Source organism: Bacillus weihaiensis (assembly GCF_001889165.1).
Lineage (GTDB): Bacteria > Bacillota > Bacilli > Bacillales > Bacillaceae > Metabacillus > Metabacillus weihaiensis.
Window position 1 is genome coordinate 3,030,889 of the sequence record NZ_CP016020.1, and the last position, 22,086, is coordinate 3,052,974.

The following is a 22,086-nucleotide window of genomic DNA, read 5'->3' on the forward strand; positions in this document are numbered from 1 at the left end:
AATAGAAAGGGGAAGAATTTCCCCTTTCTATTTTATTTTCATTTGAAATTCATTAACTCAAATGGCAGCTCAAATTGAGTTTGCTTGAATGAGATATCGTTTACGTTTTTTGGAGCTACAACAGTAACACTTCCATTTGTAATAGGAATAAAAACTGCTTCATCATGTACAATTGTCAAAATATCAGCGTATAATTTTTTTCTTGTCTGCTCATCTGTAGAAACCATAACTTGCTCAATTTTATTGTATAGTTCATCTGCCTTATCAATGCCTTTTGTCGTGTGTAAATACGACGCCTCAGATGTAAAAGCAGCAATTGTACTTTGTGGATCATATGCTAGACCCCACGTTTGATTGAATAATAAATCATAGTCACCTGTTGATCTTCTATTAGCGATCGAAGTTGACTCTTCACCAATAATCTCTAGTTGAACACCAATTTCTGTTAATGATGCTTGGATAAATTCTGCCTGTGTTTTCTGAGAAGCAGAATTGCTATCATAATAGAGCTTCATGGCTAATTCCTTTCCATCCTTCGTTCTAACATCTTCACCATTTTCTATTTTCCATCCATTTTGTTCTAAAATCTCCTTCGCTTTTTCTACATCGTAGTCTCGCTTCTTTAAATCAACATCTGCATAATTCACATTAGGAGAAAAAAGTGTGTTGGCCACAGTTTCTGTATCATTAAAAATATCTTTACTAATCGTCTTTCTATCAATTGAGTACCAAACGGCTTCACGAACAGCTGTTTCACTTATAGGATTATCAGCTCTACTACTATTTGCTACAATCAATTTGGTATTCATTGGTTCACTTCTAACAATCTGATAATCTCCGGAATCTTCCAGTTGATTCATAGCTTCAACATTGAGACTATCTGCGCCTCGATCGTCTGTAAATACAAAATTCACTTCTGATTTTTGTAGAGCTAACAATGTGGTTTCTCCAGCAGGAAGTACTTTTGATGTAATTTTCTTAATTGTTGGCGCTCCATTCCAATAGTCTTCATTTGCTGTAAAAGTCGCAAACTCATCAATTTTATGTTCAGAGAGCTTGTACGGACCCGTACCATTAAAACCATTTACGCCATCTTTAGTCTCACCGTTTTTAAAGTCTTTAGGGGATATGAATACATACGGTCTTGTCATAGACAATTCAACCAAAGTTGGGTAGTATGCATCAGATAACACTATTTCAACTGTGTGTTCATCAATTACATTCACACTTTTAATTTTTGAAGATAACTTAATCCATGAGTGCTTTTCTGCATTATTCTGTACAGCTTCAATATTTTTCTTCACTGCCTCAGCATTAAACGGCTCACCATCATGAAATTTCACATCCTTTCTTAACAAGAACGTATAAACTTTTCCATCTTCTGAAACTTCCCACGTCTCAGCTAGTAAAGGCTTAATTCCATCTTCAGTGTTTTCAACTAATGACTCGTAAATCATTCCTTGAGCTGGCATAGAACCTGTGTAAAGATGAGGATTTAGATCATTGATGTCTTTAGCAGATGCGTAAATTAATTCACTCTCACTATTAGCAGCTGTATGATCCTCCTTTTTCTCACTAGAAGAATTTTCTGCAGAGCAGGCAACTAGCATAGATATAATCAATACTATTAGACCGAGTAACTTACTTTTTTTCACTTTACTTCTCTCCTTTTCCTCTTCCTTTTTTATGTATTTATCAGGTCAAATGCTTAAAATAAGCATTTCTACCTTAATAAAACGTAATCATTCCTATTTATAAAATATAGTAAATGTCTCTAGATCATTATTTCATATCTTTGTCCAACATTTTTCGTAATTCTCTTCACTCAAGGTCTCTTGTAATATTCTCCTGAATTTTGGTTAATAGAAAGTACATATGAGTACTTCCTCACAACAACCATATATATGAAGTAGTCTTTCAATACTAGTTACCGCAAAGTATTCTACCAAACAAATCGGAATCGTTACTATTTAATTCTCATGTTTGAAGTATACCATGGAATTATATGGTGTCAATTCTTGTAATTAATAAAAATTCTATTATATGGAAATGAAGTCACTAATTGAACCTTTAACAGTCCTTATAACCATTTTGGATATGAACATAGGAGTTATCAGGTAAACATTTACTTTATTATGTTGAACAAACAAAGTATACTAAAAATAGTAATAATAGGATTTTAACTTTCTTAAATTCTACTAATCCTGACTCGACCTTTAAAAGGAGATTAATATAGGAAATGATTAATCAACATGTATCTAAAATGGTATATTTACTCCCCTATTGTTTTTTAACTCTAGTAGTTTCTTCTTTACTCTTTTCACTTGTACTAAGTATTCCCAATGGAGAGTACCTTTATTTCTTACTATTATCTAGTATGACTGTTATTCCTTTTTATTGGTTGTTATTTATTCACTCTTTACCATACCTCTTCAATTTTATCTAAATAGGAACCCAAAGAAATTTGCCTTTCGTTATCTTGTATTTTATACTCTTTGTTCGTTCTTAGCTGTATGTGCCGCATGTATAGTTGTTTTCAATGGAACTTTATTAGGTATACTTAAAATGGAAGGGTATTATAAGGCTAGTTTTTTTTCAGCTATTCTCTTTTGGTTTTGCGACTCAATCTTTTTGCAAAGTAAAAAGATAAGCTAAATAAATGGGCTAAGCAAGAGATTTTTAAATCTTTAACAATACGAAGAATATAAAGATTTAGTTTTTAGTAGACATCCCTTTACTTTGGGGCTTTTCTGACGACATGCTCATTACATATGAGTAGACTGTTATTAGAACGACTGTTTTGTTTTATAGATAGCATTTTATAGGTAAATAAGCTCTCAATGAAATTCAATAGAGGAATAATATAGAAAATCATTCTATAATAATAGGTACTTCTATAAATTACTATTAACGAATAACTTTAAAGTCAACGAGAGGAAGATCAAAGAAAGACCTTCCTCTAAATTTTTTAATCAATTTTATTTTCTTATAGAATACTATTACTAAACTTAAGCGGTTTAGAGCTATTGTAGTATCTAGGTCCTTTTCTTTTTTCTTAAATATCGTTGCAATTTAATATATAAAATTTAGAATAGGTTATTTTAGACATGAAGTACTCAGGTAATAAAGAAAGAACCTTTACAAGGGTAAAAATTCGGCACTTATGATTCTAATATAATACCAACAAGCTATGCAACAATCTTTCTTGAAGACCCACCAACAAGGGAATACTCTCAAGTAATATGGTCTTGAACGCAAATTGTTGGGCACATGTTCGTCGTTATTGGCTGAAAGCTGATAGCAAAAATGGTAGAATCGGTGTGAAGTATTGTGATGATTTATATCGGCTAGAAAGGCAATTTAAGGTTTATCACCTAGCAAACGAAGAAAAACGTAAGAAGTACTCTAAGCCAATCGTGGACAGATTCCTTCATTGGGTAGAAACATCACCATTTTAGGGAAAAATGCGTTAGCAAAAGCAGCTGATTACACATTGAACAAGGCAAATGGACTCAAAGTATTCCTGATTGATGGGCGAATTGAAATAGTTAATAATCCGGCTGAGAACGCCATCCATCCTAACGTTATTTGAAATAAAAAATTGGCTTTTAGTGTAAGTGAAGCTGGAGCAAAAGCGAATGCCGTCTGTTTGATTTGAGTATCGCTGAAACGATCAAAAGTAACGGCGTTGATTTCTATGAATATATAAAGAAACTTTTTACTGATCTACCAAAATCTCAGTAACCAACAAAAACCTGAAACCTTAGATCAATACATGCCTTGGTCAAAAATGATCCAGACAGAATGTAGCAAATAAATGTAATAGCCGTAATTCAATTGAAAAAATTAGAATTTACGGCTATTTGTGATGCGTACCGAGAAGGTGCACTTTTTTAAAAATTCGGGCTTACAAACTAAATCGTTCTATTAGAATTTCTTATAATAATGATTCTGCACCATCTATATATATTTCTGTACCGGTTATATGATGAGATTGGTCAGATAATAGGAATTGTACTAAGCTTGCAACTTCTTCCGCTTTCCCAGATCTATGCCCCAAGGGATGATTTCCCTGAGGATATACAATTGGGATTTTAATTTTATCTAATTTTGTTTTTTCTACAAATGTATTTTGACTAATATTCGTTTCTATGCCACCAGGACATATAATGTTTACACGTATATTGTATTGAGCAAGCTCCAATGCTGCCATTTTTCCAAAGGCTACTTGTGCTGCTTTCGAAGAACTATAGGCCGACATTCCGAAGCCTGTAAATTTTCGATTGCCATTGATGGAACTGGTGATAACAATACTCCCACCCCTCTTTTTTAAATGTGGAATGGTGTATTTAACAGTTAAAAAAGTACTTTTTAAATTTGTTGAGAGTGTTTGATCCCAATCCTCAGGAGACAAATCTTCTATAGGAGACACAGTGCCATTAATCCCGGCATTAGCAAATACATAATCTATTCGGTTCCATTCTTCAAATATTTCTTTAACACTTTGCTCCACCCTTTTCGGATCAGATACATCTGTATCTGTAAAAATGGCTTCTCCTCCAGAATCTAATATTTCTTTTTTGACATTCTCTAGCCGATCATCCTTTAAGTCAACTAAGCCAATTTTCACTCCTGCTTTAGAAAGACCAAGTGCAGTTGCGCGTCCAATTCCCGAACCAGCTCCTGTAACCAATGCTACCTTGTTATTATGAGTCATCTTGAAATCTCCTTTATTTTATATATAGTTTGTCCTTAGCGAAAAACTTTATGTGAAAAAGATTCCTTAGTGTTTAATAGATGTCCTACTTAGGTTAATAGCACACCTAAAACCTACATTTCCGACTGAGCTATCTTAATTGTTTTCGATTGAATTTACTTAACTTTTTTTACAATCACAAGCCAAAAACATTGATATACCAATACTTAATTAACTCAGTTATAGTCCATTTAATTCTATAATTTCCCACGCAATTTTGACGGAGGCTGCTGGAAAACTGACGTTTTCAGTTTCATTTGGAGATTTACCCGTTAACAATATGAAAAAAACCTGCATTATCCAAATTTGGATAAATACAGGCATTTATTAAACAATAATTACGATATTTATTCGTTTAGAAGTTTGATAATTCGTTTGAGATTCACTACAAAACACTCCATGGTATGTAATAACCCCATGTCGAATGAATTCGCTTTGAATTGTAAAAGAACTCAATGTATTCAACTAGTGATTTTTTTGCTTCTTCTCTTATTTTACACTTTGTTAGTTCCATATTAATTATTGGGCCGTCTTTTTGTGAAAATTAAGAAAAAATATAAGGATCTTCAGGTGTATTTATCCTCTTCACACTATCTATATGAATAACAGGAATAAACTGCTGATTGTCTTCCTTCATCTTCAAGGTTCCCTTAATGTGTACCCACATATTTTTCATTAATACAAACTCATTGCTATTTGCGAGTACAAATCCACTTGCATTTGCATCAGCAACACAGTGGGTCACTTGAAATCTAGTAAGTACTTTTTGGTTTGTTGCCATTTGTGTATCTTCTGCAATAAACCCTTCCATCTCAATCGTTTTCCCTTCAAACACTTCAGGGTATTTCGAAAGAACACTCATGTTATCAGCAAAACTTGTATGATCAAATAAAATAACCTTCTGACTCATAAGATGATTTACGGCAGCATTCGTTATTTCAAATTCCCCTACATGCTTGTGATCTAAATTTGAGTATTGAATACCCCGCTTCAACGCTTCATCAGCCCCAAAGGTTTTATAAGGCATCATAAATCCTGTTAAAAGTGGAATGGAAATAATTCCAATAGACACTACCACGCTAAGTGAATTCGCCTCTTCCTCGTGATTACATCCAAAAGGACCACAAAGGCTATGATCAACCTCAGCATCAAGTGGTTTAAAAATTCGGGGGACTTGAAAGAAAAAAAGAATAAAAAAAAGAACTGAAGCCAACTGACTAAACGAAAGATAATCAGGATGGATAAATTGTGTAATCTCACCCGATTGATGCAAAAAGAAAATAAAACTGGCAAATAGCAACAATATGATCGCCTTTATTGCTTGTCTCTTTTGTAGGATCAAAAAATAGTTCCTCCTTTATATCAATGGGTGAATTAGTAATAAAACAGCAAGCACAGTACCCGTTATAAGAATCGTTAATATTATGACAAAACGAAGTTTAAAAACAGACATTAACATCATCGTATTCTTTAAATCTAGCATCGGACCATAAATTAAAAAGCCGAGCAAGGAAGTTTTTGAAAAAAGGTGCTCAAACGATGCTGCAATAAATGCATCCGCTTCTGAACATAGAGATAATAGATAAGCAAGTCCCATCATGACGATAGTTGATCCTATTAAACCATCTCCTAGATCTAAAATAGAACGTGTAGAGATAAACGTCTGAACAAAAGCCGCCAAAAATGCTCCAATAATTAAAAACTTTCCCATGTCGAAAAATTCATCAATACCATGTTCAACCATAGACCGTAATCTAATTACTAGTGGTTGCTTCACATGTATTTGAGCTTCAGTATGAAATGAATCTTTAGATAATTTCAATTGATTCTTCTTAAATAGTACGCTAATAAAAGCTGTTATCACGATAGCAATGACTAATCCTATTCCCATCCGTAACAAAGCCATTTTTAGATCTTCACCAAAAGCCATGTACGTAGAAAAAATAACAATTGGATTGATTAATGGTCCTGTTAGCAAAAAACCAACACCTGCAAAAAGCGGCATTCCTTTTCCGACCAACCGTCGAACAATTGGAACGATACCACATTCACATGCCGGAAATAATGCACCTATCAGACAACTCATGATAATTGCTAAAAACTTGTTACGAGGAATGAGTCTACTAATTTGTTCCTCTGATACAAATATTTGAATCATTCCAGCAATCATAACTCCAAGTAAAACAAAGGGTAACGCTTCTAGTAAAATACTAATAAAAATCACATTGAAGGTTAATAGGGAATCTGAAAAGAAAGATTCACTTAGCTTTATCTCCTTATGAAAGGAAAAGAGCAAAAAACAAGCGCCAAGAAAGACAAAGCCTATTAATTCACTATTGGCTTTTGTTCTCATTTTATTAATCCTCTACCTACTATCACCACAACTACCTCCCACATTTCAATATCTAATCTCTGTGATTACTGTTGAGATGAAGAGGAAGCCAACTATTGCATGTCAGCTCCATTCTTCTTATAAAGTTAAACACTCTTCATTTTTGGCACTTAACTTATCGCTCTTTTATATGATTTGCAGAAAAAATTAAGTCAGCCTGTACACATTATTTTTCAGCATTCACTGGTATTTCAAAATTTTTTTCCCATTCTTCTTTGATTTCTTTTGTATTAAGATTGACTCCAATCACGACTATATAACATTGACCATTGTATGTTGAAGGTTCCCAATTCACTCGATTCATTACACATTGCATCAAATATATACCTTCTTTAACAGAAAGGTATCCCTTTGCCCGCAGTAAATGAGGTTTCCATCTTTTTATAAATTTCTCGATTTGCTTTGTAGTTGTTTGTGTTGTAAGCGGAAGAGAAATGCTTTTAATTCGGGAGAAGGAGTGGCTTGTGTTCTTTTTATAGTTTATCTCTTCTTTTCTTGTTAATGCCTCTCTCTTACCTCCCCACCTTTTACGAAAGAATATATCGTTTACATCTACTCTACTAAAAGTTGTATAAATCCTAGGTGATGTTGCATTTTCTTTTCTTACAAGCTTTTCGACCTTTTTCTTTTTATCCTCCGAAACTAAATCGGCTTTATTAATAATGAGATAATCAGCCACATTTATTTGCTTTTTTGTTGTTCTGACAAGTTCACGGTCTGACTCAAACACACTATGATAAGCAAGCACATTTTCCGCATCTACAATGGTTATAACTTTTTCCAAATAAAGAAGAGGGAGAAGATCGGGCTCAGTTAAAGAATCCACAACCTCTTCTGGATCCGCCACCCCTGTTAACTCAATAAAGATAACTTCTGGCTTACGGCTAAGAAGTGCCTTTAGATAATCTGTTACCTCATCCTTTTTATTACAGCACATACACCCATCTAGTAATTTTTCTAGGTGACTATTCTTTAACATTGTTGATATACTTTCTCCATCTGTATCAGTCTTTCCAATTTCATTCATTAACACTGCTGGGTTAATATTCTTTTCACTGCATGTATGTAGTAATTGCTTTAACAGAGTTGTTTTTCCACTCCCTAGAAAACCACTTAAGATATAGACTGGTATTTTTTCCATCACTTTCCCTCCTATCAAACGGCCACTCTACATATATACCATCACAAATCGAAATTATTCCTATTAGAATGAGTTACTTTCTACTTGTTATAAAAAAGCGACTACACATAACCATCAAAAATAATGGAAATTCATAATTACTAAAAACAACAACCATTCAAATAATATGAAAATCGTAATTATTCCTATTTACAATTATTTAATTACTTGTTATAATTTCTACCGATGAAACATGTATGTAAACAAATAACTAATTGCTAGGAGTTTTATTAACTATGAAAACTAAATCTTTAGTAACCTCAATACTGACTATAAGTCTTTTACTATCAGCATGCGGAAAGCAAGAAAATCAATCAACAAGTACGGTAGAAAGCAACAATGAGAGTACTAGGAAAATAGAGGTTTACACAACCATTTTCCCATTAGAGGATTTCACGAGAAAAATCGGTGGCGACGAGATAAATGTCACTAGCGTTTACCCTCCAAATGTTGATGCTCATACATATGAACCAACAGTTAAAACAATGAAAAATATTGCAGACTCAGATCTTTTTATCTTTACTGGCGCCGGCATAGAAGGGTTTGCCGAAAAAGCAGAAGAAACGTTAGAGAAAGAAGACGTGAATATATTAAGAGCAGCAGAAGGTATTGAACTCCTCGAACACTCTGACGGAGAAGATCATGCTTCACATGAGGATGAACATGCAGACGAAGATGACCATGCTTCTCATGAAGATGAACATGCAGATGAAGAGGACCATGCTTCTCATAAAGATGAACATACAGATGAAGAGGACCATGCTTCTCATGAAGATGAACATACAGATGAAGAGGCGCACCATCATGATCATGGAGATCAAGATCCACATGTATGGCTTGACCCAATCCGCTCGATCGAACTAGCTGAAAACATTAAAGATGCACTAATAGAAATAAAACCTGAATCAAAGGATACATTTGAGGAAAATTTCACAAAATTAAAAGCAGATTTAACCAATTTAGATCAATCTTTCCAAGAAACAATTAATAAATCAAAAACAAAACACATCTTAGTTTCTCATGCTGCATACGGATATTGGCAGGATCGATATGGTCTTGAACAAATTGCAATAGCAGGTCTTTCTCCTTCTCAGGAGCCTAGTCAACAACAACTTACAGAAATTATTAAAGAATCCAAAGAACATCATTTACACTATGTCTTATTTGAACAAAACGTACAATCTAACGTAGCTAAAGTAATCCAAGAAGAAATAGGTGCCGAGTCACTTACTCTTCATAATCTTGAATCCGTTACAGAAGAAGATATAGAAAATAATGAAGACTATTTCAGTATTATGGAGAGAAATATTGAGACACTTCAGACTGTTTTAAATGAATAAAAAATGATTTATGTAAAGGAGGTATGTGTGAACGTACTTCCTTTATTTAATTAAAGGAAACATGATTTATCTTTTTACTAGTTAACTAAAGGAAATGAGAAGAAATCTTATCTTTTTATCAAACTTTCTTTCAATCTATAGTATGAAAGATAGCACAACAAAAATTCAGAACTTTCAAAAATAACGAGAGATTAACTCACAATGTTGTTGTGAGAAGAATTATTATTTTTTATTATTACTATGTGAATTAAATTCATAAATGCTTTTTTAAAAAAAAGCTCGAATTTCTAAATCTTAAGCAAGTTGTTGCTGATTTGACATGGCATTAATACAATCCAAAAAGCCACAATACATAAGGACACGATGTCGTTCCTTTTTTGCGTCTTGAGCCTCTAAGGGTTCAATTTATTAAATTAATAGTAATAAAAAACATTACCTTTTATTATTTTTTTCGTATAACCTTAATAATTGGATTAAGGGTCTCTACTAGAAACCGTAAATTTCTAGCTACGAAAAAATATGCTTTCTTGGCATATTTTTTCGTAGCTTTTTTATGTCATTTAATAGCGAACCAAAAATATAAATAAGAGGTACTGATTATACTGAATGAACTTAATAAATAATGAATTACCTAGTCCTTCCCCTCATATATTTCTCAATTTTTAAGAGTGTATTTGGGTGGAAAGGTCATTGATCTGTTCTAATATAGATGAGAACTGGAGGATAATATAGATGAATATGTTAATTAAAAATGCTGAGATAGTAACAATGAATAAAAAAGAAGAAATTTTGACGGCGGATCTCCATATTATTAACGATACAATTGCTTGTATTGGAGCAAATTTAGATGTTCCTCAAGCAGATAAAATAATTGATGCCACTGGCAAGACAATTATTCCAGGTTTCGTCCAAACTCATATCCATTTATGCCAAACCGTTTTCCGTGGTCAAGGCGACGACCTTGAGTTAATGGACTGGTTAAGAAATAAAATTTGGCCGTTAGAAGCTTCCCACGACGAAGAATCAATATATTATTCTGCTATGTTAGGAATTGGAGAGCTTATCCAAAGTGGCACAACAACGATAGTCGATATGGAAACAGTAAATCATACAGAATATGCTTTTAAAGCCATCGCTGAAAGTGGAATTAGAGCCTTATCAGGCAAAGTTATGATGGATAAGGGTGAAGAGGTACCTCTTGCATTACAAGAAAATACCAACCAATCAATTAGAGAAAGTGTCGATTTATTAGAAAAATGGCATAACTATGATAATGGTCGGGTCAAGTATGCTTTTTCTCCAAGATTTGTAGTATCGTGTACAGAACAACTCCTTCGAGAAGTACAAACTCTCTCAGAATATTATAACGTAATGGTTCATACACACGCTTCTGAAAACTTAGGAGAAATTGAGATTGTTCAAAGGGAAACAGGTATGAGAAACATTGTTTATTTAGACCATTTAGGTCTCGCAACTAACAGACTTATACTCGCCCATTGTATTTGGTTGGATGATGAAGAGAAGAGAATTATTCGTGACCGAGGTGTTCATGTTAGCCATTGCCCAGGCTCAAACCTTAAATTAGCTTCAGGAATAGCAGAAACTCCTTATATGCTAAGCGAAAACATTTCACTAAGTTTAGGTGCTGATGGGTCCCCATGTAATAATAATCTTGACATGTTTAACGAGATGAGATTAGCAGCACTCATTCAAAAACCTACACATGGTCCTACCGCGATGGATGCACATACTGTTTTTAAAATGGCAACTATTGGTGGAGCAAAGGCAGTCGGAATGGAAAGTGAAATCGGCAGCATAGAGGTTGGTAAAAAAGCAGACTTAGCAATATTAAACTTGAATGATTTTCACACCTTCCCTTCTTATGGAGTAGATCCAATATCAAGAATTGTATACTCCGCTACCCGTGCAGATGTAGAAACGACCATTATCAATGGCAAGATTGTCATGGAAGATGGTCTCTTAAAAACTGTGAATAAAAAACTCGTGCTACACGAAGCAAACACTTCAATTAAAAGATTATTGGATAGGGCTTTAATAAAATAAAATGATAAATACCAAGAAATACAAGTATTTATTATCTCCTTTATAAGCTTGAGAGCTAGCCTCCCGAACGAAACTGTGCGTATAACATTTTTTACAATAAAATACGCCTTAATCCAAAGGTAACCATGGACTAAGGCGTACAATCTTTCAGCTAATTGAACTTAAATATAAATCTTAGGAAACTACTTCTTTTGAGTACCCTTGAACATCCATTAAATATAACGTAGAAATTCCTTTCCTATTATCCCAAATTCGAAAAACCATTTTTCACCTACTCAATTCAAAGACTCACCTTCTTTATTTTCCTACAGCTGCTTTGATACTTACGATTGTTGATTTTTTCCGTACACTCTTTATTGCTATCTTTGAAAAGATAATTCCTATTATGACTAGTACCAAGTACCCTACTCCCATCGCCATTCCACCAATAATGTTGCCTAAAATCAATCCTAAAGCACCAATCATTTTCCCAACTTGAAACACTAATGAGTTCATGGCCATATAAGCCCCTCTCTTACCGTCATCCACAATATCCGCTAAAAGTGATTGTCGTGTTGGTACATAAAGCAATTCACCAATAGTTAAGACAACAGTGGATATAAAAAGGGTGAGGATATCATTACTAAAGGCTAAGAAGAAGAACCCAAGCCCAAAAAGTATAAATCCAGTATACATAATCGGCTCATCTTTTTTACCACTAATCCATTTCGCTATTACACCTGTAAATAGAACAATCATCAATGTATTGACCACTGTCAATAAACTCAACAATTTGATACCGTCAATATCGAGTGACATAATGTTAAATAATTGTATGGCTTGAGGAATGATTTCTTCTTCAAGTCTCACTGAAATAAAATTATTCCTCTGAAACTCAATCGAAAGGATTGAGATTCCACCGAAAGTGAATGACATAAATGTCCAGTCCTTTATGACTAAACCATAGCTCTTAATCAATGGCTTAATTCCATATGTCTCTGCCTTTCTCTCCTTTTCTACTTTGTAGGTATCTATGATGAATGAATTTGTCATCCAAAGTGTCACGATCCCCATTAGTAGTAATACACCAATTAATTCAAAAAAATGATGTTCAAAGAACCATCCACCTATCATTAGTCCAATCATGATAGACAAGTTAACTGCCCAATAATTGATTGAATACATAAATGCCCTTGTCTCCTTCGTACTCACATCAATTAGCATTGCTTCTGAAGCAGGATTAACAATCCCCGATGAAATGCCGATTAATAGCATCATTACAAATGTAATCCATGGCGAAGAAAATAATGGTGAATTCACTGCAAGCATACCTGCAAATGCAGCAACTTTTAATAGTTCACCTGCAACCATTAGTCTTTTTCTTCCTATAATATCAGCCAAATATCCTCCGTAAAGCCCTGCAAGAAATTGAACAGCAACTTGGATTAAAACAAGAATCCCTGCAATAGTGGCATTGATCTCTTTCGTAAAATAGATAGCCATAAATGGAAATACCGACGAGCCAACCACCCTACTTAAAAAAGATGTATAAATTCTAATTTTTATATTAGGGTGTAGTGTTTTAAACATACTATCATCTCCTCTGTATTTCCATTATGTGCTAGTGAAAAAGGGATAAAAAGGGTACAATATTAAAAAAAATGTCCCCTTTTAGGAGTAGATTAAACATGAATAACCGTTATTTAACCATGAGAGCTCATTTTCTTGAACGAGAAGCAAAAGGAGAATGCTTCTTTAAATTAAAAGAGCTTGAACAACTCTGGTTTTGTTCGTTAAAAAATGTAAAAAGAATCCTTCAACAGTTTGAAGAAGCTGGTAAAATATCATATACACCTGGAGCAGGGAGAGGAAATCCCTCAAAAATCACCTTTGCACAACCTTTTCAAAAGGAAGTTGAAGAAGCCATGAAAAGATGGGTAGAAAATGGGAATCTTGATCAAGCTGCTCAGCTACTTAGGCTTCCTATCCCAAAATCCTGGATTGCTAAGGTTTCCTCTGAAATACAAGAAATGTTCGGATATCAGCAAGGAACTGAGTCAAAGGATGTTCTACATGCATTTATTTCAAGAGATATTACCACATTAGATCCTTTAAAGGTATCAATCTCCTTTGAAGCTCATTTAATAGAATACCTTGGAGATACATTGCTAAAATATGATAATAAAAAAGACCAAATTCTCCCCCACCTAGCACATCACTTTGAGTCAGATTCTAGCAAACGTCATTGGACATTTTATTTAAGAAAGGGAATTGTTTTCCACCATCAAGCTCCTCTGACAAGCAAAGATGTAGCCTATACTATTGAGAGGATTAAAAATAGTGCTCATTCTTCCTACCAATGGCTTGCAGATGATGTTGAAAGCGTAGAATGCGCTGGTCCATATAAAATTACTATTACATTAAAAAAGAAAAACCCATTCTTCTTGAGATATATAGCCTCACCCAATTTTTGTATCATTTGTTCAACTTTACCTTTTGACGAACAGGAGTGGATTGGCACCGGCCCATTTTTTCTAAAGGAACGTACTAAAAATAAATTAGTCTTAGCAGCATTCGACCGCTACTTTCTCGAAAGACCTCTCTTGGATGAAATTCATTTTTATAAAGTAAGTCATGATGCCGCTTCAATCGTCAATTTCACAATAGAAAATTCACCTTCTAATGAAGTACAAAAAAAACTTGGAATTGAAACAGGCTTTCGATTCTTAATGTGCAATTTAAGAAGACAAACAATTATTCAAAACGTATCTATTAGAAAGGCAATCTATCATTTAATGGATATGAATAAACTGGCTAATGAACTACAATGGGGTCAATGGATAGAAGCAAGCAGCTTCATCAATTCTAGATCACTTCCCCAAAAAAAGGATCCAAAAGTAATCCTCCCTCTTCTAAAGGAAGCTGGGTATAACGGAGAACCAATTACTCTTTATCATATGAATTATCCAGATGCTATCAAAGTAGCTAATTGGTATAAAGAGCAAGGAGAGAAGTACGGAATTCACTTTGTTTTATACCCATTTACTTTACAAGATTTCTACTGTCAAGATATCGATCAGAAAGCAGACTTAATCTTTATGGGAGAAGTCTCTTCCTTGGATCCACATCTATCCTTTCTAGGGGCATTCTACAATAACACTCTTTTATTCAGAAGGATGTTTCCATTATCTTCTCTTGCCTGGATTGATGATATGCTGGAATTGTTCAAACAAGGTGATCTAAGAAAGAGAGAAGCTATCATGGAAAAGATTGAAGAACATATTAGAGAAAACAATCTATTAATATTCCTTCACCATCCCATAAAAATAAGAAGCTTCCACCCTATGATTAAGGATGTAAAGTTCCATTCTTTTGGGCACTTTGACTTCTCTAGAATTTGGATTCCAAATTAAATAAGAGAATCGTACTCCATTTAGTTTTACACGGCTGTTTTCACTAGGTTTATAGGAAGTAAAACTACCTAGATTGGATTGAAGAACAAATTATAGTAGGTACTCCTGTATAAAGAAATAGATTGCTTATACGACTTATACCAAACGGGCATTCTAGCTGTATATCAAGGCAATAATACAGGTTCAGTCCTAACGGAATTTCTCGTTCTTTTGCTATTAAAGGAAATAATTATTAGATTGTTGAGCTGGAAATGCAAAGTTAAATGATTACTATTTAAAAATGATGTTAAATATCCCTTACACTAATTACCATATAAAAAAAAGGACGCGAATGAGATTACTCATTCGCGTTTATTTGTTGATCATTACACTATATAATTCTAAATTAATACAGCCAGTCAGTGATGTTATTTTTATGCACAGTATTTTGAGACCATAACGACACTGTAGTCTGTAAGGTTCTTTGAAATGGACTTAAAATCAATATACCTCCTCAGTAAATGGAAATACTTTCGCTAAATTTCTAGCCTGCATTATTCCGCTATTGATTAATGCTGGATCATCTATATGTTAACTTTGTGGAATGTTCAAAGTATGTTCCCCTTGTCCATGTCTTATAAAAATTATTCTTTCTTTCATTTCTCTTATGTAATCCTCACTCAGATTTCTCTATAGGTATACTTAAGGAGTTCCACGTCTCATTTTTAATTGCTTTCCAATGTAAACAATCTAACCAAATTTCATATACATAATAAGCAATCGGCCCCCTATCGCATTAAAACTGTATGGCTCTCACTTCTGATAAATACATTTCTTAAAAGGTCCTCTTTATCCAATTCATGTAAAGTAAAAAAAGAATGATCTCCATCCTTTTCCTAAACCGTATTTAGTAGATGCTTAGTAGTAATAACTTCCTGTTCGCGACCTCTATTGGGCTCTCCAGCATCGATAAAACCTTATTAACCTTTAACATTTAATTCAAAGTACGGCTCTTCCTGCTTAGTATCATCAAACCACTTCATACCTTTATTCTCAAACCCTATTTTTTCTAAGATTTTCAAAGAACCTGCATTTCCTTTGTCAGCGGAGGCATATATCTTCTTTACCTTAGCATTTTCAATAGCAAATTTAACACATGCTGCTGCAGCTTCAGTTGCGTATCCCTTTCCCCAAGCGACTTTAGCAAAATGGTAAAGCAATTCTACTGATTCACTCGAAATTCTTACGTTAAATCCAGCTGCACCAATTACCCTATTTGACTCCTTTTCTACTACCGCATACATAGAAAGACCTTTTTCCTTTTGACAAGTTGCATATGCAGCTAATGCCTTATGTAAGTGATTGTGAGGTATAGCTCCGAGACAATGCTCCATAACTTCCTGATTTCCCCAAAATGCCATTGCATCTTCTACATCTGTTTCTTTAAATACTCTTAATAGTAACCTTTCAGTTTCAGCTATTACTTCCATTCTAAAACCCACCTTTTGTTCGATTTATCCATTACATCAAGCATTCCCCTTCTGTTATTCTATAAAATTAAACATTACTCCTTCTTAGGATATAGAGATGTTCTTAAACAAACTTATCCCGTCTACTTCTTTATCAAATCAAAAAAAAAGAGTATTTCCTTAAAGAAAGTGGCGCGCCTTCTATGTCTCATATGAATTAAACTACGTTCACTCGTTCTTACACATACTTTCTAGTCTAGTTTAAGAGGATGCCTCCAAAATGCTGTCTGCTAATAAAGACCTTTCCTATACAGGATTTGGTAAAAAACATCGCTGTGTATGGTCAGTTTCTTAATTTCTAAAATCCCCCTCTCTAAATATGAAAAAAGACGTTTACCTAATTGGGTAAACGTCTCTTCAAGGATGTGTTAGTCATTTTTGTTTAGCGGTGCAACACATTCTTAGTTTTGTTACTCTTATTAAGCATAGACGCGCCTTCATCTATTTCTGTGAGGATCATTTGGAGGATGCATCTATTTCCTTCTGGTTTTTACACGTGTTTTTCCTGGTTAAATTTCTCTTCTATTAGTGCTGCATTCACAGAAATGGCAGCCATAGAACCCTCTGCTGCAGCAATAATTAATTGGGAAGGACCGGCAATGCGCGTATCTCCGCAAGCAAATACCCCTTCTGTATTCGTGCGTTGCCAGCTGTCAGTTTCAATTCCTCCATGCTCATTTAACGTGTATTTAAGTGTAGAATCAAAAGAAGCAGCCTGTTTCCATTCCGCAGTTATAAATCCTCCTTCACGGAGCACTGCCGTACCATCTTCAAGCTGGATTTTATTCAGCATCCCGTCTTCACCAATAAAAGTGTCGATCTTCTTTTCCTTTATACTGATTCCGTAGCTATTGAGCAATTCTTGTTCTTCCAACGAAAATATCTTATTGCCATTTGTAAAAACAATTAAATCGTTCGTCCAATTGGAAACCATTTTCACCATATGAAGTGCCCTTTGATCATTTGCTATTACTGCCAGCGGACGATCTCTTAATTCCCAGCCATCACAGAAAGGACAGCTGAACAGGCTCTTGCCGTAGAACTCTTTCACCCGTGGGATATCCGGAAGGACTTCCTTAAAGCCAGTTGCGAGAATGATTTTTTTTGCGCTGTATATTCTCCCATTTTCTGTCTCCACCTGAAACAAAGTGTTTTCTTTATTAATACGATGCACCCGTTGCTTTTCAATCCTCACATCTGGGTACTTACTTAATTCTTCATGGGCGACTCTTTTGAATTCCTGAGGATTAATACCATCCCTAGTGATAAAACCGTGAGATTCTGAAACAACTGAATTTCTTGGTTTGTTGTCATCGAACAGGATCGTGTTACGTCTTGATCTTCCAAGAACTAATGCAGCATTAAGTCCAGCCGGACCTCCACCTATCACAGCGCAGTCTACTATCACCTTATTCACTCCTTTTATTTTACGTTATTTTGTTCTATCTGTTTGGATTTTGCCTCTTTAGCGATGTCAATCAATAGCTTTGATTTCAGTTCAGTTTTCATATTTTCCTCTGCCTGCCTCATTACATTTTCAATTAAGCAGCCTTCATGATGAATGGAGCAATCAAATAAGCTAGTATCTCCTTCAGTTGCATGAATAACATCTAAAAAGGATATTTCATATTTTCTTCTGGAGATTCTATAGCCCCCCTTTGCACCAGGTGTCGACTCAATCAGACCTGCTTTTGCAAGTTTGGTTAATATTTTTGAAAGGTAAGTCGGGGATAGATTCTGCATTTCGGCTAATTCCTGCACTCCCACTGAGCTGTCCCCTGGCTGCAGCATTAAATGAACCATCGTATGCAAGGCATAGTTTGTCGCGTTTGAATATTTCATACATACATAACCTCCTCTTTTAAAACAGATATTTAAGACTCTTGATATCCTTATTATAAATAATTCTATCACTAGACTGAAAGCTAATGACCATTTTTTTAATTTAGACTAACTTGCTTGTTGCTTCAAATCTATGTTTTATAGTCTCATCCCACTGAAGCATAGTAAATGTCTCCACACATTAAATGTGTTATTCTTTCTGACGTAACGTGATTGTTAAAGATGATCTAATAACTAAATGTGAGTAATGTAAACGTCTTAATTCTTAATAGAACTCGGAGAACTAAAGGTTATAAACAAGCCTCCGAAAATGGTTTCTTGTACTGGACAGAAATAGTAAATCAGTTTTTTGTTCAACACTAAGCTACAGTACGTAATGGCCATAGATTTCTGCCATTTGTGATATTCTCCCCTTTTGGTTATACAATTCACTAAATAATTGTACAACCGTGTGACTAATCAAATCGTTCTCTTTATACTCTTTTCTTACATTTTATTAAGAAAAAATTTATTGGTGGTTTATTATCTACATCCTTATCTGGCTCGTCAATCTCTGAAAACTCTATTAATCCATATTCTCCAAATTCTTTTATAATCGATTCAGAATCGTAAAAGAACATTTTTATTCCTTTCATTATCTCGAAATAGTCTTTATCTAATCTTCTTCCTTTACCAAACATTGGAGCTTTTTGTGAAACCGAAGTAAAAATCATATATCCATTTGGCTTCAACTGATTATAACAATCTTTAATAAACTTCTTTCTTTCATGCTTATTTAATAAATGGATAAGCGCATGAGAGAATATAGCGTCATAAAGTTTGTTATCAAAGGGCATTTCCGTTACAGAACCTTGAAAAATAGTACTATTAACCCCATTTTGCCTAGCCAATTCAATGGCTGTCTTTGATATCTCAATACCTGTTACATTCATTCCACTTTCGATGAAAACACTCGCATTTCTACCATATCCTATCCCTGGTATCAATATCTCTTTAACATTTCTTTCAAGGAAAAAATCCCTAGTCATAATAGCAGTATCCGTAGGGTTAAATCCCCACATTGTTTGTTTTTCAATAAAACTTGTTTCCCAGAATTCCATTCCTTCCCTACCTCCATATTTTTAATAAAAGCACTCAAGCCAGCTGTTCCTTCATTAATTATGACCCATTCAACCTTCATTTAATTAAATATATAAAAGACACTTAATATCTATAATTAATCTAAAAAAATCTGAACTGCTCAATCACTATCTTACATCAAATTTTAGATCCATCTGTTCAGCGCTGTCACAGATGTTCATTTGTTAATTACATCTGTCATTGTTCATTTTGTGAAACACCATCTAGAAAAGAGGGATCAGTTGAATGTTTGAGAAAACTGTCCCGGTATTAACACCAGGGAATGTTATTCGTTCTGCTTAAACCAATTTTGTCAGTATCTTTGAATGATAGGTTGGTGATAGGTGATATAATGTAAGATTTCGCTAGTTGCTCAACCCCAACTGTTTGGTTCTTTGGCATTTTTAAATATAAAAATACATTCGTATACAGGTGACACTTTAATCTCAAGATAAATCATATTAAAGAGTCTTCATGTCTTTAATTGATTATAACTGAAAAAAATTTTTTATCAAGTATTATTTAGAATTTTAGGCTTTACTATTCCTGTAAAAGTTTACTACAACTATCTTGTTACCTTTAGAAAGATACCTACTACTAACACGATCTCCTTCAATCACACAAGAATTTGATGTTTCATTCCTCTAGACGTGTTAATAACACTTATCTTTCGTTCCTGATAAAATAAAAAAACGCCTCATATCCAGTTCTATCAAGGATTTAAGGAGTTTTAACTATTAATTCTTTGTTGTGTTAATAGATATTTCACACGAAGTTTAATTTATTAGAAGTAGAGGGAGTTAAATTAGATATTCAAAAGGTTATATATACAACTTAAATCAACATAAAGCTTTAGGTTTATAGGCAATAAAAAAAGATCTTCCATTAAAGATCTTTTTTTATTATTACTAAGGTCTGACAAAAATAGCTTTTATTTCTTTAGTTATATCATCAGTAATAAGATAAGTATTTTTTGTTTTTGATGCGAAGTACCTAAGGGTGACTGTTTCTGCTATTTCATTAATAAGCGTCCATGAATTAGGTTGAATAAATATGCCTCCATCTGCAGCAAAGAAACTTTCGCTAAAAAACTCCCTTACTGAATCAAAGGAAAAATCATCAATTGTTTTCATTTTTGAACAATTGACTTTATAAATCTTAGTTATGTTTGATGTATTTACTTCTTTAAAATCACCTGCAAATAATTCATTTATAATCGGATGCAATTGCTTATTTTTTTTCATTTTGTTTATTTGTTGAGTACTATTATCTTTTAGATGTTGCATTTGAACATATATTGGAGTGTCATTTTGATAAAAGGGTTAGCTAATCAAGATAAATAAAAAAGCCCCAATCCCTATATAAGGAATTGGAGCTTTCTAATTCGATGATCCGAGAGGGATTCGAACCCCCGACCCCTACCCTGTCAAGGTAGACCGAATCAATTATTTATGTATCAATTAGTCAATAAACATTTATAGAAATCGACCACTTCACTTATTATTTTTACAATTTCTATTATAAAGTGGTTGTATAAATTTGTAAAGTGTTCCTTTACTAAACAATTTCACAAGTTAAAATTAATAGTCCATTTTTAGTGAAGTCTCTATTAATTACCTTCCATTTAGATTCATAGAGATCATATTCATAGTTAATTTTAAACATATCCTTGTTTGAGGAATTATCCTGTAGAATTAAACTCATTTGATTATTAGGTAACCTTATAGCACTAGATTGACTAACACTAAACATTGTTTTTTCTATAATTATTGGAACGAATATAGATTCACCTTCTATGTATTCATAGATTGGTAGTCCAAATACATCTGTGCCAACTTGAGTTTTTGTCGTTTCACCAGGAATATTAATAACATAATTACAATGTCTTATAAGCGCTTTATACTTAGAATTTCGCTTAGTTATAGACTCTGTGATAACTAAGTAATACTCACCTTCTAATTCAACCAAATCACCCCTAGAAACGTCTGAAAGAGTATGTATATATCTTTCCTCCGCTTCACTAATAGAGGGGTTAGTAATTAACACTTTTGTTGTTTCTCCATTTATCAAAACATCTTTTCCAGCGTTATCTAATAAGAATTGAACATCATTTGTATTCGTTTCAAGTGGATTAAACATCTATATCCCCCTTCCATTAAGAGTTAAATAGCATAAAGAAATTACTATCTGATTCATCTCTTTTCATAGTTCTAATTTTCCTCTCTAATTGATCTATACGTGATTGTATATTCTCCGCAAAGTCAGAAACAGACATATCATCTTCTTTGTAGTTTTTCATGTTTGATGGATTATTAGCAATTGATTCAAGGATACTTAATGCTGCACAATATATGCTGCGTTTAGAGGTGGATGATTGAGGATTGTATTCTTGATGTGGGTTTAAATCGGCTTCCATAAGGTAGATAGATAATTCTTCTTGAGATAAGGTAATTCCTTTTACTTCTAATTGTAGCCGCTGTAAGTTTGTCATTG

Annotated in this window: 20 protein-coding genes and 1 riboswitch; of the genes, 6 read left to right on the top strand and 14 right to left on the bottom strand. The window is 33.8% G+C overall.

The features are described 5' to 3' along the window. Nucleotides 1–38 precede the first annotated feature (38 nt). Nucleotides 39–1,655 carry a staphylopine-dependent metal ABC transporter substrate-binding lipoprotein gene (gene cntA, locus A9C19_RS14665; RefSeq protein ID WP_420835799.1) on the bottom strand — a complete coding sequence of 539 codons (1,617 nt, stop codon included), beginning with the start codon at nt 1,653–1,655 and terminating at the stop codon, nt 39–41. Nucleotides 1,656–2,397: 742 nt separating this feature from the next. Between cntA and A9C19_RS22795 the strand changes: the two genes are divergently transcribed. The 3 genes from A9C19_RS22795 (at nt 2,398) to A9C19_RS22480 (ending at nt 3,592) form a co-directional block, all read left to right on the top strand. After that, nucleotides 2,398–2,655 (top strand): UPF0715 family protein, encoded by a 258-nt coding sequence (locus A9C19_RS22795; protein WP_072580624.1) that lies wholly within the window; start codon nt 2,398–2,400, stop codon nt 2,653–2,655. 587 nt (nt 2,656–3,242) lie between these two features. Then, nucleotides 3,243–3,458: an IS66 family transposase gene (locus A9C19_RS22475; RefSeq protein WP_267888725.1), complete on the top strand. Its 216-nt coding sequence runs from the start codon at nt 3,243–3,245 to the stop codon at nt 3,456–3,458. Next, the gene (locus tag A9C19_RS22480; protein ID WP_267888726.1) at nt 3,434–3,592 is read left to right on the top strand and encodes an IS66 family transposase; all 159 of its coding nucleotides are present in this window, start codon (nt 3,434–3,436) and stop codon (nt 3,590–3,592) included. The genes A9C19_RS22475 and A9C19_RS22480 overlap by 25 nt, the downstream gene beginning before the upstream one ends. Before the next feature lie 345 nt (nt 3,593–3,937). On the opposite strand, the gene A9C19_RS14680 is transcribed toward A9C19_RS22480, so the two are convergent. From A9C19_RS14680 to A9C19_RS14695, 5 genes are all read right to left on the bottom strand, one after another. Next, nucleotides 3,938–4,717 carry an SDR family oxidoreductase gene (locus A9C19_RS14680; protein ID WP_072580625.1) on the bottom strand — a complete coding sequence of 260 codons (780 nt, stop codon included), beginning with the start codon at nt 4,715–4,717 and terminating at the stop codon, nt 3,938–3,940. 424 nt (nt 4,718–5,141) lie between these two features. Next, nucleotides 5,142–5,279 carry an IS3 family transposase gene (locus A9C19_RS22800; RefSeq protein WP_476727069.1) on the bottom strand — a complete coding sequence of 46 codons (138 nt, stop codon included), beginning with the start codon at nt 5,277–5,279 and terminating at the stop codon, nt 5,142–5,144. 21 nt (nt 5,280–5,300) lie between these two features. Continuing rightward, on the bottom strand, nt 5,301–6,098 hold the full coding sequence (locus tag A9C19_RS14685) for a TIGR03943 family putative permease subunit (protein WP_072580626.1): 798 nt from the start codon (nt 6,096–6,098) through the stop codon (nt 5,301–5,303). Between the two features lie 15 nt (nt 6,099–6,113). Beyond that, complete coding sequence (locus A9C19_RS14690) at nt 6,114–7,109, bottom strand: permease (protein ID WP_072580627.1); 996 nt, start codon at nt 7,107–7,109, stop codon at nt 6,114–6,116. Between the two features lie 205 nt (nt 7,110–7,314). Then, nucleotides 7,315–8,289: a CobW family GTP-binding protein gene (locus A9C19_RS14695; RefSeq protein ID WP_072580628.1), complete on the bottom strand. Its 975-nt coding sequence runs from the start codon at nt 8,287–8,289 to the stop codon at nt 7,315–7,317. Nucleotides 8,290–8,564: 275 nt separating this feature from the next. Here A9C19_RS14695 and A9C19_RS14700 point away from each other — a divergent pair, with 275 nt between their 5' ends. Beyond that, nucleotides 8,565–9,668 carry a metal ABC transporter solute-binding protein, Zn/Mn family gene (locus A9C19_RS14700; protein WP_072580629.1) on the top strand — a complete coding sequence of 368 codons (1,104 nt, stop codon included), beginning with the start codon at nt 8,565–8,567 and terminating at the stop codon, nt 9,666–9,668. Between the two features lie 431 nt (nt 9,669–10,099). Beyond that, nucleotides 10,100–10,198: riboswitch (purine riboswitch) on the top strand. A gap of 202 nt (nt 10,199–10,400) precedes the next feature. Next, the gene (locus A9C19_RS14705; RefSeq protein WP_072580630.1) at nt 10,401–11,732 is read left to right on the top strand and encodes a 5'-deoxyadenosine deaminase; all 1,332 of its coding nucleotides are present in this window, start codon (nt 10,401–10,403) and stop codon (nt 11,730–11,732) included. A 297-nt stretch (nt 11,733–12,029) separates the two neighbouring features. Here the strand turns inward: A9C19_RS14705 and A9C19_RS14710 are convergent, their stop codons facing one another. Further along, the gene (locus tag A9C19_RS14710) at nt 12,030–13,301 is read right to left on the bottom strand and encodes an MDR family MFS transporter (protein ID WP_072580631.1); all 1,272 of its coding nucleotides are present in this window, start codon (nt 13,299–13,301) and stop codon (nt 12,030–12,032) included. Nucleotides 13,302–13,399: 98 nt separating this feature from the next. Here A9C19_RS14710 and A9C19_RS14715 point away from each other — a divergent pair, with 98 nt between their 5' ends. Beyond that, entirely contained in the window at nt 13,400–15,124 is a 1,725-nt protein-coding gene (locus A9C19_RS14715) for an ABC transporter substrate-binding protein (RefSeq protein ID WP_072580632.1), read from the top strand. Between the two features lie 959 nt (nt 15,125–16,083). On the opposite strand, the gene A9C19_RS14720 is transcribed toward A9C19_RS14715, so the two are convergent. From A9C19_RS14720 to A9C19_RS14750, 7 genes are all read right to left on the bottom strand, one after another. Next, the gene (locus A9C19_RS14720; RefSeq protein ID WP_072580633.1) at nt 16,084–16,593 is read right to left on the bottom strand and encodes a GNAT family N-acetyltransferase; all 510 of its coding nucleotides are present in this window, start codon (nt 16,591–16,593) and stop codon (nt 16,084–16,086) included. A 529-nt stretch (nt 16,594–17,122) separates the two neighbouring features. Next, nucleotides 17,123–18,022 (bottom strand): NAD(P)/FAD-dependent oxidoreductase, encoded by a 900-nt coding sequence (locus A9C19_RS14725; RefSeq protein ID WP_338022831.1) that lies wholly within the window; start codon nt 18,020–18,022, stop codon nt 17,123–17,125. A 32-nt stretch (nt 18,023–18,054) separates the two neighbouring features. After that, a complete protein-coding gene (locus tag A9C19_RS14730; RefSeq protein ID WP_072580635.1) occupies nt 18,055–18,474 on the bottom strand; it encodes an RrF2 family transcriptional regulator in 420 nt (139 codons plus the stop codon). 473 nt (nt 18,475–18,947) lie between these two features. After that, nucleotides 18,948–19,574 (bottom strand): class I SAM-dependent methyltransferase, encoded by a 627-nt coding sequence (locus A9C19_RS14735; protein ID WP_072580636.1) that lies wholly within the window; start codon nt 19,572–19,574, stop codon nt 18,948–18,950. Nucleotides 19,575–20,501: 927 nt separating this feature from the next. Continuing rightward, nucleotides 20,502–20,879 carry a hypothetical protein gene (locus A9C19_RS14740; protein WP_072580637.1) on the bottom strand — a complete coding sequence of 126 codons (378 nt, stop codon included), beginning with the start codon at nt 20,877–20,879 and terminating at the stop codon, nt 20,502–20,504. Between the two features lie 271 nt (nt 20,880–21,150). Next, nucleotides 21,151–21,732 (bottom strand): hypothetical protein, encoded by a 582-nt coding sequence (locus A9C19_RS14745; RefSeq protein ID WP_072580638.1) that lies wholly within the window; start codon nt 21,730–21,732, stop codon nt 21,151–21,153. Between the two features lie 16 nt (nt 21,733–21,748). Further along, entirely contained in the window at nt 21,749–22,084 is a 336-nt protein-coding gene (locus A9C19_RS14750) for a hypothetical protein (protein ID WP_072580639.1), read from the bottom strand. Between the last annotated feature and the right edge of the window lie 2 nt (nt 22,085–22,086).

What these genes read in the sequence shown, in the direction of transcription:
- A9C19_RS14730 (WP_072580635.1), bottom strand. Translation starts at nt 18,474, where the DNA reads ATGAAATATTCAAACGCGACAAACTATGCCTTGCATACGATGGTTCAT.
- A9C19_RS14740 (WP_072580637.1), bottom strand. Translation starts at nt 20,879, where the DNA reads ATGCAACATCTAAAAGATAATAGTACTCAACAAATAAACAAAATGAAA.
- A9C19_RS14705 (WP_072580630.1), top strand. Translation starts at nt 10,401, where the DNA reads ATGAATATGTTAATTAAAAATGCTGAGATAGTAACAATGAATAAAAAA.
- A9C19_RS14715 (WP_072580632.1), top strand. Translation starts at nt 13,400, where the DNA reads ATGAATAACCGTTATTTAACCATGAGAGCTCATTTTCTTGAACGAGAA.
- A9C19_RS14695 (WP_072580628.1), bottom strand. Translation starts at nt 8,289, where the DNA reads ATGGAAAAAATACCAGTCTATATCTTAAGTGGTTTTCTAGGGAGTGGA.
- A9C19_RS14710 (WP_072580631.1), bottom strand. Translation starts at nt 13,301, where the DNA reads ATGTTTAAAACACTACACCCTAATATAAAAATTAGAATTTATACATCT.
- A9C19_RS14750 (WP_072580639.1), bottom strand. Translation starts at nt 22,084, where the DNA reads ATGACAAACTTACAGCGGCTACAATTAGAAGTAAAAGGAATTACCTTA.
- A9C19_RS14700 (WP_072580629.1), top strand. Translation starts at nt 8,565, where the DNA reads ATGAAAACTAAATCTTTAGTAACCTCAATACTGACTATAAGTCTTTTA.
- A9C19_RS14735 (WP_072580636.1), bottom strand. Translation starts at nt 19,574, where the DNA reads ATGGAATTCTGGGAAACAAGTTTTATTGAAAAACAAACAATGTGGGGA.
- A9C19_RS14690 (WP_072580627.1), bottom strand. Translation starts at nt 7,109, where the DNA reads ATGAGAACAAAAGCCAATAGTGAATTAATAGGCTTTGTCTTTCTTGGC.
- A9C19_RS14720 (WP_072580633.1), bottom strand. Translation starts at nt 16,593, where the DNA reads ATGGAAGTAATAGCTGAAACTGAAAGGTTACTATTAAGAGTATTTAAA.
- A9C19_RS14745 (WP_072580638.1), bottom strand. Translation starts at nt 21,732, where the DNA reads ATGTTTAATCCACTTGAAACGAATACAAATGATGTTCAATTCTTATTA.
- A9C19_RS22475 (WP_267888725.1), top strand. Translation starts at nt 3,243, where the DNA reads ATGGTCTTGAACGCAAATTGTTGGGCACATGTTCGTCGTTATTGGCTG.
- A9C19_RS14680 (WP_072580625.1), bottom strand. Translation starts at nt 4,717, where the DNA reads ATGACTCATAATAACAAGGTAGCATTGGTTACAGGAGCTGGTTCGGGA.